Raw genomic sequence first — 16163 nt, 5'->3', positions numbered from 1 at the left:
GGTACGCCAACCTGACGAGACAGCAGGATGTGCTCACGGGTCTGCGGCATCGGGCCGTCAGTCGCAGCACAAACCAGGATAGCGCCGTCCATCTGAGCAGCACCGGTGATCATGTTCTTAACGTAATCGGCGTGACCAGGGCAGTCTACGTGAGCGTAGTGACGGGTCTCAGTGTCGTACTCAACGTGAGAAGCGGCGATGGTGATACCACGCTCGCGCTCTTCCGGAGCGTTATCGATCTGATCGAACGCCTTGGCTTCACCACCCATGTGCTTAGCCAGCACGTTGGTGATCGCAGCGGTCAGAGTGGTTTTACCGTGGTCAACGTGGCCAATGGTACCAACGTTAACGTGCGGTTTCGTACGTTCAAACTTTTCTTTAGACACGACGTCTTTCCTTTCAATTTGCGACTCGGCCCCGAGGAACCGAGTCTGTTAACGAACTGAGTTTTGGATTGAACCTAACGAGTTTAGTACCCGCGAGATTCAATCACGGCTTTCGCCACGTTCTGCGGTGCATCGGCGTACTCACTGAACTCCATGGAGTAAGAAGCACGACCCTGCGTGGCAGAGCGCAAATCGGTGGCATAGCCAAACATTTCGGCCAGCGGCACCTTGGCGTGAACGATTTTCAGGCCGGCTGCGCCGTCATCCATCCCTTCGATCATGCCACGTCGACGGTTCAAGTCCCCAACGACATCGCCCATCCAGTCTTCTGGGGTGGTTACTTCAACCTTCATCATCGGCTCAAGCAACACCGGGGAAGCCTCTAGGGCACCTTTGCGGAAGCCCATAGAAGCGGCGATCTTAAACGCCATTTCGTTGGAATCCACATCGTGGAACGAACCATCGAACAAGGTAACCTTTACGTCAAGCACAGGGAAGCCCGCGAGCACGCCCTGAGCCATCTGCTCCTGGATACCTTTGTCTACAGCCGGGATGTACTCCTTCGGAACCACCCCGCCTACAATTTCATTGACGAATTCATAGCCTTCGCCCTGGGCACGCGGCTCCAGTTTCAGCCACACATGACCGAACTGACCACGACCGCCGGACTGGCGCACGAACTTGCCTTCCACTTCGGTAGCACTGCGGATGGTCTCGCGGTAAGCCACCTGAGGCTTACCCACGTTGCAATCTACACTGAACTCACGCTTCATGCGATCGACAATGATGTCCAAATGCAGCTCACCCATGCCTGAGATCAAGGTTTGGCCGGATTCTTCGTCGGTTTCCACTCGGAAAGACGGATCCTCTGCTGCCAGCTTGCCCAGGGCAATGCCCATCTTCTCCTGGTCCGCCTTGGTGCGCGGCTCCACGGCGATCTGGATCACCGGCTCCGGGAACTCCATCCGCTCCAGGATCACCTTGTGGTCCTGGTCGCACAGGGTATCACCGGTGGTGACGTCTTTCAGACCAATGGCAGCGGCGATGTCGCCGGCGCGCACTTCCTTGATCTCTTTACGATCGTTGGAGTGCATCTGCACCATACGGCCGAACCGCTCACGCTTAGCCTTGACCGAGTTGTAGACCGCTTGGCCGGTCTCGGCGATGCCGGAATAGACCCGCATAAAGGTCAGTGTGCCGACAAAGGGGTCGGTGGCGATCTTGAACGCCAGGGCGGAAAAGGGTGCGTTGTCGTCGGCCGGGCGAGAGGTTTCATTCTCGTCCATGTCGACGCCCTTGATCGCCGGTACGTCGATCGGCGACGGCAGGTACTCCACCACCGCATCCAGCACTGCCTGCACGCCCTTGTTCTTAAAGGCGGAGCCACAGGTGGCCAGAACGATCTCGTTGTTCAGGGTACGCTGGCGAAGAGCTTGCTTGATCTCTTCCTCGGACAGTTCGCCCTCTTCCAGGTACTTGTCCATCAGCTCTTCGCTCGCTTCCGCGGCGGCTTCTACCAGGTACTCACGCATCTCGGCGGCCTTGTCGGCCAGCTCGGCGGGGACTTCCAGGTAGTTGAACGTGGTGCCTTGATCGGCCTCGTTCCAGCTGATGTATTTCATCTTGATCAGGTCGATGACCCCGCGGAACTCGTCCTCGGCGCCCACGTTCATCTGAATCGGCACACAAGTGGCCCCCAGACGGTTGCGGATCTGGTCCACTACGCGATCGAAATCGGCGCCCGCTCGGTCCATTTTGTTTACGAACACAAGTCGGGGAACATGATATTTGTCGGCTTGACGCCATACAGTCTCGGACTGAGGCTCAACGCCGGAGGAACCACAGAAAACAACGACAGCGCCGTCCAGCACACGCAGGGAACGCTCTACCTCAATGGTAAAGTCCACGTGTCCAGGGGTATCAATGATATTGATACGGTGCTCGGTAAACTGAGCATCCATCCCACGCCAGAAGGTGGTCGTGGCGGCAGAGGTGATGGTGATACCACGCTCTTGCTCCTGCTCCATCCAATCCATGGTGGCGGCACCATCGTGCACTTCACCGATCTTATGGGACAGGCCTGTGTAGAAAAGTACGCGCTCGGAGGTCGTCGTTTTACCGGCGTCCACGTGCGCCACAATCCCGATATTGCGATAGCGCTCAATAGGGGTCGTACGAGCCACAATCAATTCCTCGTTCTAGGGCAGTCGGCCCTAGCTAGTACTCCAGTCTTTGCACCAAAAAGTGCAAAAGTGGCGCGGCCCCGAGGGGCCACGCCATTAAGCCATTACCAGCGGTAATGAGCGAACGCTTTGTTCGCTTCGGCCATACGGTGAACGTCTTCACGCTTCTTAACCGCGGTGCCTTTGTTGTCGGCCGCGTCCAGCAGTTCACCTGCCAGGCGCAGAGCCATAGATTTTTCGCTACGCTTACGAGCCGCTTCCACCAACCAGCGCATGGCCAGGGTGTTACGACGCACCGGACGAACCTCTACCGGCACCTGGTAAGTAGAACCACCTACACGGCGGGACTTAACTTCCACGGACGGACGGATGTTGTCCAGAGCAGTTTCAAAGATTTCCAGTTCAGGCTTGCCGGACTTACCAGCAGCCGCATCCAGACCACCATAGATGATCTTTTCAGCGGTGGACTTCTTACCGTCCAGCATGACTACGTTGACGAATTTCGCCAGCAGCTCAGATCCGAACTTAGGATCCGGCAGAATTTTACGTTGACCTACGACGCGACGTCTTGGCATGGGATGTCTCCGATTATCTTCAGGTTAATCCAAAACAGGATGTAACAAATTTAAAAGGTTTGGCCTTACTTAACGGAGAACCATTAAGACTTAGGACGCTTGGCACCGTACTTGGAACGGCCTTGGCGACGATCGCTCACGCCAGCAGTATCCAGGGCACCGCGAACGGTGTGGTAACGAACACCCGGCAGGTCTTTTACACGACCGCCGCGGATCAGAACCACGGAGTGCTCTTGCAGGTTGTGACCTTCACCACCGATGTAGGAGGTGACTTCAAAACCGTTGGTCAGACGAACACGGCACACTTTACGCAGTGCAGAGTTCGGCTTCTTCGGGGTAGTGGTGTACACACGAGTGCAAACACCACGCTTTTGAGGGCACGCAGCCAGGGCAGGAACGTTGGTCTTTTGAACCTTGTCCTTACGCGGCTTACGAACCAGCTGGTTAACAGTTGCCATTCAATAACTCCTGATTGACTGAAAACGACTCAGTAACTCAGTTTTGGGTGCGAAAAATCTACCCCCACAAACGGGGGACGCGAAATTTTAAGCACCTCGACCTTGAGTGTCAAGATTTAGCCAGCCTGGTGATTGATCCAATCCCACGCTGACCATGGAAAAACAAAAAGGGCACCCGAAGGTGCCCTTTAAAAGCAACGACTTCGATTACTGGTTATCAGTAATGGAGGCGTTCAGCAGATCCGCCAGATTCTGCTCCGCTTCGGAGGCAGACACGGTCGGAGCCGCTTCGGACTGGCCCTCTTGCTGACGCTTACGGTGATAAGCGTAGCCGGTACCGGCCGGGATCAGACGACCCACGGTCACGTTCTCTTTCAGGCCACGCAGGTCATCACGCTTGCCGTAGGTGGCGGCATCGGTCAGAACACGGGTGGTCTCCTGGAAGGAGGCCGCGGAGATGAACGACTCGGTCGCCAAGGAAGCCTTGGTGATACCCAGCAGCTCACGCTCGTAGGTGGCCGGACGCTGGTCTTCGCCCAGATTGCGGTTGGCCTGGTTAACACGGGCCACTTCGGCCTGCTCACCCGGCAGGAACTCGGTGTCGCCACCGTCAACGATGATGCACTTACGCAGCATCTGGCGGATCACCACCTCGATGTGCTTATCGTTGATCTTCACGCCCTGCAGACGGTAAACGTCCTGGACTTCGTTAACGATGTAGTTGGCCACCGCGTGGATGCCACGCAGACGCAGGATGTCGTGCGGAGCCTCCGGACCGTCGGCGATCACTTCACCCTTCTCAACCTTCTCACCTTCGAAGACGTTCAGGTTACGCCACTTCGGGATCATCTCTTCGTACGGGTTAGAACCATCGTGCGGAGTGATCACCAGGCGACGTTTACCTTTGGTCTCTTTACCGAAGGAGATGGTACCGGTGATTTCGGCCAGGATAGCCGGCTCTTTCGGCTTACGGGCTTCGAACAGGTCAGCAACCCGCGGCAGACCACCGGTAATATCCTTGGTACCGCCGGACTCTTGCGGGATACGCGCAACCGCGTCACCCACGTTCACCTCGGCGCCATCGTCCAGGTTGACGATCGCGTTACCGGACAGGAAGTACTGTGCCGGCACTTCGGTGCCCGGGATCAGGATGTCGTTACCGGAGGCATCCACCAGTTTCACCATCGGACGCATCTCTTTACCGGCAGCCGGACGTTGCGCCGGATCCAGTACCAGGATGCTGGACAGACCGGTCAGTTCGTCGGTCTGCTTGGTCATGGTGACGCCGTCGATCATGTCGACAAACTTCACGCGACCTTCCACCTCGGTGATGATCGGGTGAGTGTGCGGGTCCCAGTTGGCAACGATGTCGCCTGCGGCCACAGCACCACCTTCGGATTTCTCCAGAACGGCACCGTAAGGCAGCTTGTAGCGCTCCTTCTCACGGCCCAGCTCGTCGATCACCGCCAGTTCGGTAGAACGGGAGGTCACCACGATCTTGCCGTCGCTGTTCACAACGTATTTCTCGTTGTGCAGCTTCAGAGAACCGGCGTTCTTGACCTGAACGTTGGACTCGGCAGACGCACGGGATGCAGCACCACCAATGTGGAAGGTACGCATGGTCAGCTGGGTACCCGGCTCACCAATGGACTGAGCAGCTACTACACCGATCGCCTCACCTTCGGCCACCATGTGGCCTCGGGCCAGGTCACGGCCGTAACAGTTACCACAGACACCGAAGTCGGTCTTACAGGTGATCACGGAGCGCACCTGCATCTCATCGATGGAGTTGGCTTCGATGATGTCACACCACTTCTCGTCGATCAGGGTGTTGCGCGGGATCAGGACTTCGTCCTCGGTACCAGGCTTGATCACGTCGGCAGCAACTACACGACCCAGCACGCGCTCACGCAGCGGCTCAACCACGTCACCACCTTCAATCAGCGGCTTCACGGTCAGGCCTTGCTCGGTACCACAATCCTGCTCAACGATCACCAGATCCTGGGACACGTCGACCAGACGACGGGTCAGGTAACCGGAGTTCGCGGTCTTCAGTGCGGTATCGGCCAGACCCTTACGGGCACCGTGAGTAGAGATGAAGTACTGCAGTACGTTCAGACCTTCACGGAAGTTAGCCACAATCGGGGTTTCGATAATGGAGCCATCCGGCTTGGCCATCAGGCCACGCATACCGGCCAGCTGACGGATCTGAGCGGCACTACCACGAGCGCCGGAATCCGCCATCATGTAGATGGAGTTGAAGGACTTCTGCTCTTCGTCTTCACCATCGCGGTTCTCAACCACGTCGGTGGAGAGGTTCTCCATCATTGCCTTGGCCACGTTTTCGTTGGCGGAGGCCCAGATGTCGATCACCTTGTTGTAGCGCTCACCGGCGGTTACCAGACCAGCCTGGAACTGCTCGGAGATCTCAGCCACTTCCTCTTCGGCAGCAGCAACGATCTCCTGCTTCGCGTCCGGGATCACCATGTCGTTGATACCTACAGAGGTACCGGACACGGTGGCGTATGCGAAACCGGTGTACATCAGTTGGTCAGCAAAGATCACGGTGTCTTTCAGACCACAGGTGCGGTAGCACACGTTCAGCACGTTGGAGATCGGCTTCTTGCCCATGTCCTGGTTGATCAGCTCGAAGGGCAGGCCCTTGGGCAGGATCATGGACAGGATGGCACGACCGATGGTGGTGTCGACGATCTTGGTCTCTTCCACCAGGTTGCCGTCTTCATCACGATGGCTGTCGTTGATGCGAACCTTAACGCGGGCATGCAGCTCGGCGTCGCCGGTGCGGTACACCTTCTCCGCTTCCTCAACGGAAGCGAACGCCATGCCTTCACCCTTGCCGTTCACCTTTTCACGGGTCATGTAGTACAGACCCAGCACCACGTCCTGGGACGGGGTGATCACCGGGTCACCGGAGGCCGGTGAAAGGATGTTGTTGGTGGACATCATCAGGGCGCGGGCTTCGAGCTGGGCTTCCAGGGTCAGCGGTACGTGTACCGCCATCTGGTCACCATCGAAGTCAGCGTTGTAGGCCGCACACACCAGCGGGTGCAGCTGGATCGCCTTGCCTTCAATCAGTACCGGCTCGAACGCCTGGATACCCAGACGGTGCAGGGTCGGTGCACGGTTCAGCAGGACCGGGTGTTCGCGGATGACTTCATCCAGAACGTCCCAAACCTCAGCCACTTCACGCTCTACCATCTTCTTGGCAGCTTTGATGGTGGTGGCCAGGCCACGGGCTTCCAGCTTGCCGTAGATGAAGGGCTTGAACAGCTCCAGGGCCATCTTCTTAGGCAGACCACACTGGTGCAGACGCAGGGTCGGACCTACGGTAATTACGGAACGACCGGAGTAGTCCACGCGCTTACCCAGCAGGTTCTGACGGAAGCGACCTTGCTTACCCTTGATCATGTCGGCCAGGGACTTCAGCGGGCGACGGTTGGAACCGGTGATGGCACGACCGCGACGGCCGTTATCCAGCAGCGCATCCACAGACTCCTGCAGCATACGCTTTTCGTTGCGTACGATGATGTCCGGGGCAGCCAGGTCCAACAGACGCTTCAGACGGTTGTTCCGGTTGATCACGCGGCGGTACAGGTCGTTCAGATCGGAGGTCGCGAAGCGGCCACCGTCCAGCGGTACCAGCGGACGCAGATCCGGCGGCAGTACCGGCAGAACGCCCATGATCATCCACTCCGGCTTGTTGCCAGAGTTGTAGAAGGCTTCCATCAGCTTCAGGCGCTTGGTGATCTTTTTGCGCTTGGTTTCAGAGTTGGTTTGCGGCAACTCTTCGCGCATCTGGGCGATGTCGCCCTCCAGATCGATGTCCTTCAGCAGCTCCTTCACCGCCTCGGCACCCATGCGGGCATCGAACTCGTCGCCGTGCTCTTCCAGGGCGTCGAGGTACTCTTCCTCGGTCAGCATCTGGCCGCGCTCCAGGGCAGTCATGCCCGGCTCGATAACCACGTAGCTTTCGAAGTAGAGCACGCGCTCGATGTCACGCAGGGTCATGTCCAGCAGCAGACCGATACGGGACGGCAGGGACTTGAGGAACCAGATGTGGGCGACCGGGGAAGCCAGCTCGATGTGACCCATGCGCTCACGACGCACCTTGGTTTGGGTCACTTCAACGCCACACTTCTCACAGATCACACCACGGTGCTTGAGGCGCTTGTACTTACCACACAGACACTCGTAGTCCTTCACCGGACCAAAGATGCGGGCACAGAACAGGCCGTCGCGCTCCGGTTTGAAGGTACGGTAGTTGATGGTTTCCGGCTTTTTCACTTCGCCGAAAGACCAGCTGCGGATCATGTCCGGCGAGGCCAGACCGATCTTGATGCCGTTAAATTCTTCGGACGTATTCTGTTTCTTTAGAAACTGAAGTAAGTCTTTCACGATCTTCTCCCAAATGGAGGTTTCAGTTCATGTGCCCCGCCCGCGATAGGCGGGGCACAGGACCTAAGCTTTCCGCAGTAGCGGTGGCGCTTATTCCTGATCCAGCTCGATGTTGATACCCAGAGAGCGGATCTCCTTCAGCACTACGTTGAAGGATTCCGGCAGACCAGGCTGCATGGCGTAGTTGCCGTCCACGATGTTCTTGTACATCTGGGTCCGGCCGTTTACGTCATCCGACTTCACGGTCAACATCTCTTGCAGGGTGTAGGCGGCACCGTAGGCCTGCAGGGCCCACACTTCCATCTCACCGAAGCGCTGACCACCGAACTGCGCCTTACCACCCAGCGGCTGCTGGGTAACCAGGGAGTAGGAACCGGTGGAACGCGCGTGCATCTTGTCATCGACCAGGTGGTTCAGCTTCAGCATGTACATGTAGCCAACGGTAACCGGACGCTCGAAGGCGTTACCGGTACGGCCATCGTACAGAGTGAACTGACCGGAATCCGGCAGGTCGCCGAGACGCAGCATCTCTTTGAGCTCGGATTCTTTGGCACCGTCGAAGGCCGGAGTGGCCATCGGCAGACCGCCGCGCAGGTTGTGAGCCAGGCGCTTCACCTCAGCGTCAGAGAAGGTGGACAGGTCCACTTTCTGCTGGGTGTCGCCCAGGTCGTAGGCCTTCTGCATGTACTCACGCAGCTCCTCAACCTTACGCTGCTCTTCCAGCATGGCGTTGATCTTGTCACCGATGCCCTTGGCCGCCATCCCCATGTGAACCTCGAGGATCTGACCGATGTTCATACGGGACGGTACACCCAGCGGGTTGAGCACGATGTCGACCGGCTGGCCGTTCTCGTCGTGCGGCATGTCTTCAACCGGAACGATGGTGGAGATTACACCCTTGTTCCCGTGACGACCGGCCATCTTGTCACCCGGTTGGATGCGACGCTTAACCGCCAGGTAAACCTTAACGATCTTCAGAACGCCCGGGGACAGATCGTCGCCCTGGGTGATCTTGCGGCGCTTGTTCTCGAACTTCTTGTCGAAGTCGGCCTTCAGCTCTTCGTACTGGTCAGCCAGCTGCTCCAGTTCGGTTTGCTTGCCTTCGTCATCCAGCACCTGCTCCAGCCACTTGTCGCGACCCAGCTTGTCAAGCTGAGCTTCGCTGACGCCGGCACCCAGCAGCAGGTTACGAACACGGTCGAATACGCCGTTTTCGAGGATGCTGAACTCTTCGGTCAGATCCTTCTTGGCGTCACGCAGCTGCATGTTCTCGATGTCGATGGCACGCTTGTCTTTCTCCACGCCGTCGCGGGTAAAGACCTGTACATCGATGACGGTACCGTACACAGAGTTCGGTACACGCAGGGAGGAGTCCTTCACGTCGGACGCCTTCTCACCGAAGATGGCACGCAACAGCTTCTCTTCCGGGGTCAGCTGGGTTTCGCCTTTCGGGGTTACCTTACCGACCAGGATGTCACCGGGCTTCATCTCAGCACCGACGTAAACGATGCCGGACTCGTCCAGTTTGGACAGTGCGGACTCACCCACGTTGGGGATATCAGCGGTGATCTCTTCCGGACCCAGCTTGGTGTCACGAGCAATACAGGACAGTTCCTGGATATGGATGGTGGTCAGGCGATCTTCCTGAACCACACGCTCGGACAGCAGGATGGAATCCTCAAAGTTGTAACCGTTCCAGGTCATGAACGCGACACGCAGGTTCTGACCCAGGGCCAGGTCACCCAGATCGGTGGACGGGCCATCGGCCAGTACGTCACCACGGGTTACCGGCTCACCAACGTTACATACCGGACGCTGGTTGATGCAGGTGTTCTGGTTAGAACGGGTGTACTTGGTCAGGTTGTAGATGTCGATGCCCGCTTCACCAGCCAGCAGCTCATCTTCGCTCACCTTAACCACGATGCGGGAAGCATCGACGTAGTCGATGGTACCGCCACGCTTGGCCACCACAGTCACACCGGAGTCTACCGCTACCGCACGCTCAATGCCGGTACCTACCAGCGGCTTGTCGGCCTTCAGGGTCGGTACGGCCTGACGCTGCATGTTCGCACCCATCAGGGCGCGGTTAGCATCATCGTGCTCCAGAAACGGGATCAGAGACGCGGCCACAGAGATGATCTGCTGCGGGGAAACGTCCATGTACTGAACCTGGTCGGCGGTAACAAAGGTCGACTCACCCTTGTGACGGGCCGGGATCAGCTCGTCCAGCAGCTTGCCGCTGTCGTCTACCGGCGCGTTGGCCTGGGCCACCACGTAGTGACCTTCTTCGATGGCGGACAGGTACTCGACCTCTTCGGTCACCTGGCCGTTATCGACGCGACGGTACGGGGTTTCCAGGAAACCGTACTCGTTGGTGCGAGCGAAGGTTGCCAGGGAGTTGATCAGACCAATGTTCGGACCTTCAGGGGTCTCAATCGGACACAGACGACCGTAGTGGGTCGGGTGAACATCTCGAACCTCAAAGCCAGCACGCTCACGGGTCAGACCGCCCGGGCCCAAAGCGGAGATACGACGCTTGTGGGTCACCTCAGACAGCGGGTTGTTCTGATCCATAAACTGGGACAGCTGGGAAGAGCCGAAGAACTCTTTCACTGCCGCGGAGATCGGCTTGGCGTTGATCAGGTCCTGCGGCATCAGGCTGTCCAGGTCACCCAAGGACAGACGCTCACGCACAGCACGCTCAACCCGAACCAGACCGACGCGGAACTGGTTCTCGGCCATCTCACCGACGGAGCGGATACGACGGTTACCCAGGTGATCGATGTCATCGACTTCGTCACCGCCGTTGCGGATGTCGATGATCTTACGCATCACATCAACGATGTCTTCTTTTTCCAGGATGCCCGCGCCGGTGGACTCTTGACGGCCCAGACGACGGTTGAACTTCATACGACCCACAGTAGACAGGTCGTAACGCTCCTCGGAGAAGAACAGGTTCTGGAACAGCGCTTCGGCGGCTTCGCGGGTCGGCGGCTCGCCAGGACGCATCATGCGGTAGATCTCCACCAGCGCTTCCATCCGGTCGGTGGTGGAGTCAACGCGCAAGGTGGTGGACATGTACGGACCGCTGTCCAGCTCGTTGGTGTACAGGGTATCGAACGCCTTGATGCCGGCCTGAGACAGCTTGGCCACGTCTTCCAGGGACATTTCCTGGTTAGCGGCAACCACGATCTCACCGGTGGCTTCGTCGATGTAATCCTGAGCAGCAACCTTACCCACCAGGTACTCAACCGGCACTTCCAGTTGGGTCACGCCACCTTTTTCCAGCTGACGGATGTGGCGGGCGGTTACACGGCGGCCGGTCTCAACCAGCACATCACCGTTGTCGTCCTTGATGTCGAACAGGGCGGTCTCACCACGCAGGCGATCCGGCACCAGGTCCATCACCAGCTTGTCCTTCTTCAGGGAGAAGTTCACCTTCTCGAAGAAGATGTCCAGGATCTCCTGGGTGGAGTAACCCAGGGCACGCAGGATGATGGAGGACGGCAGCTTACGACGACGGTCGATACGTACGAACAGGTTGTCCTTCGGATCGAACTCGAAGTCCAGCCAGGAACCGCGGTAAGGGATAACCCGCGCGTTGTACAGCACCTTACCGGAGGAGTGGGTCTTGCCACGGTCGTGGTCGAAGAACACACCCGGGGAGCGGTGCAGCTGGGACACGATGACACGCTCGGTGCCGTTGATCACGAAGGTACCGTTCTCGGTCATGAGCGGGATATCGCCCATGTACACTTCCTGCTCTTTGATGTCCTTAACGGCACCGCCGTTTTCTTTGTCCATCAGCACCATGCGCAGCTTTACGCGCAGCGGAGCAGAATAGGTTACGCCACGGATCTGACACTCTTTAACGTCAAATACCGGCTCGCCCAGCTTGTAACTAACGTACTGCAGCTCAGCGTAACCAGAGAAACTTTTAATAGGGAAGACACTGCGGAATGCGGCTTCCAGGCCACGCTCGCCTTCCGGATCCTGAAGCAGGAAGTTTTGGAACGAGTCCAGCTGGATCGACAACAGGTAAGGAACGTCCAGTACCTTCGGACGCTTACCAAAATCCTTGCGGATGCGTTTTTTCTCGAAATCGGAGTAAACCATGTGGTTCCTCTGCTCGTGATTGGAGACCCAAAATGTCTTAGAAACAGACATTTCGCCCTTATTTGCGCAAGAACCCAACCAATAATCTCTGCCAGGCCCGCGTTCCAAGAGGTTTGGCGATCCGTTGCGGATCGCCTGCGCCAATAGCGCAAAAGGGCCGGTGGTTTTTTAACCACCAGCCCAGCCCAACCGAAGTTAGGCGCATAAGCTATAAGATAGCTTACTTAAGCTCAACTTTACAGCCGGCTTCTTCCAGTTGCTTCTGCAGACCTTCAGCTTCGTCTTTGGCAACGCCTTCTTTAACGGCAACCGGAGCAGACTCAACCATAGCCTTGGCTTCTTTCAGGCCCAGGCCGGTGGCGCCGCGAACGGCTTTAATAGCAGCAACCTTGTTGGCGCCGATGTCGGTCAGGACAACGTCGAACTCGGTCTTTTCTTCAGCAGCAGCAGCTTCACCGCCACCGGATACAACGGCAGCAGCAGCGGAAACGCCGAACTTCTCTTCCATAGCTTCGATCAGCTCAACAACGTCCATTACGGACATTTCAGCTACGGCTTCGATGATTTGGTCTTTAGTGATAGACATTACTAACAATCCTAATAATTACTGTAAAAGTTTAAGCAGCGAGCCGAATTAGGCAGCTTGCTCTTCTTTTTGATCTTTCAGAGCGGCCAGAGTACGTACCAGCTTGCCAGCAGATGCTTCCTTCATGGTCATCATCAGCTGTGCAATTGCTTCGTCGTAGGTCGGCAGCTTAGCCAGACGGTCAATTTGCTCGGCAGGGATCAGCTCCCCTTCGTATGCCAGTGCTTTGACTTCGAACGCTTCTTCGGCCTTGGCAAAGTCTTTGAACAGACGAGCCGCGGCACCAGGGTGCTCCTGGGAGAAGGCGATCAGAGTCGGACCTGCAAATGCGTCGTTCAGGCACTCGTAATCGGTACCTGCAACCGCACGCTTGGCCAGGGTGTTACGCACAACGCGCATAACAACACCAGCTTCACGAGCTTGCTTACGCAGAGCGGTCATGCTGCTCACAGTTACGCCGCGAGAATCGGCTACAACTGCGGACAGAGCACCTTTGGCAGCTTCGTTGACTTCAGCAACAATTGCTTTCTTGCCTTCGAGGTTTAGTGCCATTGGGCTTTCACTCCTGGATTCCACCTAGGCTTACGCCTAGAGACTATTAACCCCTCACGGGGAACGAAACACGGTGGGAAAGGTTCCAGAAGAAGAGAGAATCTTCTTAAGGTCCAACACCGTCTACGCAGGAAATTAAGGAACCTAGGTTCCACCTACGGTCTCGGACGAAAGTCTGGCCATGATGACCAGACTTCGACCTTAGGGCGCAAAATTATACAGCTAACCTTGCACCCTGTAAACGGGATTAAGCTTGGGTTTCCAGGCTAGCCTGGTCAACCGCAACACCGGCGCCCATGGTGGTAGAGATGGAAACTTTCTTGATGAAAGTGCCCTTGGCGGAAGCAGGCTTGGCCTTCTTCAGCGCTACCAGCAGGGATTCCAGGTTTTCCTTCAGCTTGTCAGCATCGAAGTCAACCTTACCGATGGTGGTGTGGATGATACCGTTCTTGTCGTTGCGGTAGCGTACCTGACCGGCTTTGGCGTTCTTAACCGCTTCAGCAACGTTCGGGGTAACAGTACCGGTCTTCGGGTTCGGCATCAGGCCACGCGGACCCAGGATCTGACCCAGCTGACCAACAACGCGCATCGCATCCGGGGAAGCGATCACTACGTCGAAGTTCATCTCACCTGCTTTCACTTGAGCAGCCAGCTCGTCCATACCTACCAGGTCAGCACCAGCTTCTTTGGCGGCATCGGCGTTGGCGCCTTGAGTGAACACAGCTACGCGAACGTCACGACCGGTGCCGTGCGGCAGCACGGTGGCGCCACGAACGTTCTGGTCGGATTTACGCGGGTCTACGCCCAGGTTTACGGCTACGTCTACAGACTCAACGAACTTGGCAGTAGCCAGTTCCTTCAGCAGAGCAACCGCTTCGTTGATTTCGTACTCGCGAGTGGCTTCTACCTTCTCGCGGATAACGCGCATACGCTTAGAGATCTTCGCCATGATATTAGTCCTCTACTACCAGGCCCATGGAACGGGCAGTGCCAGCAATGGAACGAGCCATAGCGTCGATGTCAGCACCAGTCATGTCAGCAGCCTTGGTCTCAGCGATCTCTTTCACTTGAGCCATGGTTACTTTGCCTACCTTCTCGGTGTTCGGACGACCGGAACCAGACTTAACACCAGCGGCCTTCTTCAGCAGGATGGAAGCCGGCGGGGTCTTGGTGATGAAGGTGAAGGAGCGATCAGCGTAAACAGTGATAACAACCGGGATCGGCAGACCTTTTTCGATCTTGTCTGTACGAGCGTTGAACGCCTTACAGAATTCCATGATGTTAACACCGTGCTGACCCAGAGCCGGACCTACCGGCGGAGACGGGTTAGCTGCACCAGCTGCAACCTGCAGCTTGATGTAAGCTTGGACTTTCTTAGCCATTTGTAATTACCTCATTTGGGTTCAAGCGTCAGGCGCGAGTCCTGACTCCCCGTGAAAAAAGGGGCGGCGAATTATATACAAATTCACCGCCACTCGACAAACTCTTTTGGTGAGTTTTTGATCAGGCCTTTTCAACCTGACCGAAGTCCAATTCCACCGGAGTGGAACGACCAAAGATCATCACCGACACCTTCAGGCGAGACTTCTCGTAGTCCACCTCTTCCACGGTGCCGTTGAAGTCGGCAAACGGACCGTCGCAGACACGCACCACTTCACCCGGCTCGTACACGGTACGGTGACGCGGGGACTCGGTGGTCTCTTCCAGACGGTTAAGGATAGCGTTGGCTTCCTTTTCGGTGATCGGGGCGGGACGATCGGAGGTGCCACCGATGAAGCCCATCACCCGCGGGGTGTTGCGCACCAGGTGCCAGGACTCGTCGTTCATCTCCATCTGCACCAGCACGTAGCCCGGGAAGAACTTACGCTCGCTCTTGCGGCGCTGACCGGCGCGCATCTCCACTACCTCTTCGGTAGGGACCAGAACTTCGCCGAAGTACTTCTCCATCTCGTGCATTCTGATGTGCTCTTTCAGGGTTTTGGCCACACGGGACTCAAAACCGGAAAAAGCCTGCACGACGTACCAACGCATTTTCGGTTGTTCGGACATTTAAGTTATACCCCAGTGATCAGGTTAACGATCCACACCAGTCCCATATCCAGCAACCAGATGGCAAAGGCCACGATGGCGGTTACGGCCAAGACAATCAGAGTGGTCTGCACGGTTTCCTGGCGCGTCGGCCAAACCACCTTGCGCACTTCCAGGCGAGCTTCCTGGGCGAAGGCCCAACCGGCTTTGCCTTTCTCGGTTTGCGATGCGATCAGCAGCGCACCACCGATGGCGGCCACAACCGCCAGGGCACGATACAGTACGGAGACCGTGTCAAAATATTGGTTGCCAACCACGGCAGCCGCAAGAATTACCACGACCAGGCCCCACTTCAGGGTGTCCATGGAGCTGCCTTGGTTTTCAGTATTGGTACTCATTACTACAATCCCGTATGCGAGTCTGTGCGAGTTGAACGTTGTGTTCAATTATCGGTTACACGCCGGCAGCAAAAAAGGACCGCCCTTTCTCCAGGACCGCCGACCGGCAAAAAAGTAGCCCTAGATTTTATGCATTCCGACCATTGCTTACAAGAGAGTTGACCAGATGTGCAGCAAAAAGGGCGCCTTTCGGCGCCCTTTGCGGTGTGCATACCGGTCGATTACTCGACGATGGTGGCCACAACACCGGCGCCAACGGTACGGCCACCCTCACGGATAGCGAAACGCAGGCCTTCTTCCATCGCGATCGGAGCGATCAGGGTAACTTCCATTTGGATGTTGTCACCCGGCATTACCATCTCAACGCCAGCCGGCAGCTCGATGGTGCCAGTGATGTCGGTGGTACGGAAGTAGAACTGAGGACGGTAGCCTTTGAAGAACGGGGTGTGACGACCACCTTCTTCT

13 protein-coding genes are annotated in these 16163 nt (G+C 57.1%); all 13 read right to left on the bottom strand.

Annotation, left to right across the window (positions count from 1 at the left end):
- The coding region (locus tag BUC04_RS23385; RefSeq protein WP_200804718.1) for a GTP-binding protein at window positions 1-386 on the bottom strand (386 nt) is incomplete at its 3' end.
- Window positions 387-469: 83 nt separating this feature from the next.
- Complete coding sequence (gene fusA, locus BUC04_RS23380; RefSeq protein WP_067666133.1) at window positions 470-2569, bottom strand: elongation factor G; 2100 nt, start codon at window positions 2567-2569, stop codon at window positions 470-472.
- Between the two features lie 104 nt (window positions 2570-2673).
- Window positions 2674-3144: a 30S ribosomal protein S7 gene (gene rpsG / locus BUC04_RS23375; protein ID WP_067666104.1), complete on the bottom strand. Its 471-nt coding sequence runs from the start codon at window positions 3142-3144 to the stop codon at window positions 2674-2676.
- An 83-nt stretch (window positions 3145-3227) separates the two neighbouring features.
- Window positions 3228-3602 carry a 30S ribosomal protein S12 gene (rpsL, locus tag BUC04_RS23370; RefSeq protein WP_067666107.1) on the bottom strand — a complete coding sequence of 125 codons (375 nt, stop codon included), beginning with the start codon at window positions 3600-3602 and terminating at the stop codon, window positions 3228-3230.
- 207 nt (window positions 3603-3809) lie between these two features.
- The gene (rpoC, locus tag BUC04_RS23365) at window positions 3810-8018 is read right to left on the bottom strand and encodes a DNA-directed RNA polymerase subunit beta' (protein ID WP_067666110.1); all 4209 of its coding nucleotides are present in this window, start codon (window positions 8016-8018) and stop codon (window positions 3810-3812) included.
- Window positions 8019-8108: 90 nt separating this feature from the next.
- Window positions 8109-12134, bottom strand: a complete 4026-nt coding sequence (gene rpoB / locus BUC04_RS23360) for a DNA-directed RNA polymerase subunit beta (protein ID WP_067666113.1) — start codon at window positions 12132-12134, stop codon at window positions 8109-8111.
- Window positions 12135-12354: 220 nt separating this feature from the next.
- Window positions 12355-12720 carry a 50S ribosomal protein L7/L12 gene (gene rplL, locus BUC04_RS23355; RefSeq protein ID WP_067666116.1) on the bottom strand — a complete coding sequence of 122 codons (366 nt, stop codon included), beginning with the start codon at window positions 12718-12720 and terminating at the stop codon, window positions 12355-12357.
- A gap of 48 nt (window positions 12721-12768) precedes the next feature.
- Window positions 12769-13272 (bottom strand): 50S ribosomal protein L10, encoded by a 504-nt coding sequence (gene rplJ / locus BUC04_RS23350; protein WP_067666119.1) that lies wholly within the window; start codon window positions 13270-13272, stop codon window positions 12769-12771.
- Between the two features lie 247 nt (window positions 13273-13519).
- Entirely contained in the window at window positions 13520-14221 is a 702-nt protein-coding gene (gene rplA / locus BUC04_RS23345) for a 50S ribosomal protein L1 (RefSeq protein WP_067666122.1), read from the bottom strand.
- A 4-nt stretch (window positions 14222-14225) separates the two neighbouring features.
- Window positions 14226-14654, bottom strand: a complete 429-nt coding sequence (gene rplK / locus BUC04_RS23340; RefSeq protein WP_067666125.1) for a 50S ribosomal protein L11 — start codon at window positions 14652-14654, stop codon at window positions 14226-14228.
- A gap of 121 nt (window positions 14655-14775) precedes the next feature.
- Window positions 14776-15321: a transcription termination/antitermination protein NusG gene (gene nusG, locus BUC04_RS23335; RefSeq protein WP_067666128.1), complete on the bottom strand. Its 546-nt coding sequence runs from the start codon at window positions 15319-15321 to the stop codon at window positions 14776-14778.
- A gap of 5 nt (window positions 15322-15326) precedes the next feature.
- Complete coding sequence (secE, locus tag BUC04_RS23330) at window positions 15327-15698, bottom strand: preprotein translocase subunit SecE (RefSeq protein WP_067666130.1); 372 nt, start codon at window positions 15696-15698, stop codon at window positions 15327-15329.
- Window positions 15699-15919: 221 nt separating this feature from the next.
- On the bottom strand, window positions 15920-16163 hold a 244-nt coding region (locus BUC04_RS23325; protein ID WP_456071319.1), incomplete at its 5' end, for an EF-Tu C-terminal domain-related protein.

The organism is Ferrimonas marina (assembly GCF_900129905.1).
Taxonomy (GTDB): domain Bacteria; phylum Pseudomonadota; class Gammaproteobacteria; order Enterobacterales; family Shewanellaceae; genus Ferrimonas; species Ferrimonas marina.
Note: the sequence above shows the minus strand (reverse complement) of the source record. Positions and strands in the feature narration are given on the sequence as shown.

Bases quoted from the DNA above. Each gene is read 5' to 3' on its own strand.
- rpsG (WP_067666104.1), bottom strand. From the start codon at position 3,144: ATGCCAAGACGTCGCGTCGTAGGTCAACGTAAAATTCTGCCGGATCCT.
- rpsL (WP_067666107.1), bottom strand. From the start codon at position 3,602: ATGGCAACTGTTAACCAGCTGGTTCGTAAGCCGCGTAAGGACAAGGTT.
- rpoB (WP_067666113.1), bottom strand. From the start codon at position 12,134: ATGGTTTACTCCGATTTCGAGAAAAAACGCATCCGCAAGGATTTTGGT.
- rplL (WP_067666116.1), bottom strand. From the start codon at position 12,720: ATGTCTATCACTAAAGACCAAATCATCGAAGCCGTAGCTGAAATGTCC.
- rplJ (WP_067666119.1), bottom strand. From the start codon at position 13,272: ATGGCACTAAACCTCGAAGGCAAGAAAGCAATTGTTGCTGAAGTCAAC.
- rplA (WP_067666122.1), bottom strand. From the start codon at position 14,221: ATGGCGAAGATCTCTAAGCGTATGCGCGTTATCCGCGAGAAGGTAGAA.
- rplK (WP_067666125.1), bottom strand. From the start codon at position 14,654: ATGGCTAAGAAAGTCCAAGCTTACATCAAGCTGCAGGTTGCAGCTGGT.
- nusG (WP_067666128.1), bottom strand. From the start codon at position 15,321: ATGTCCGAACAACCGAAAATGCGTTGGTACGTCGTGCAGGCTTTTTCC.
- secE (WP_067666130.1), bottom strand. From the start codon at position 15,698: ATGAGTACCAATACTGAAAACCAAGGCAGCTCCATGGACACCCTGAAG.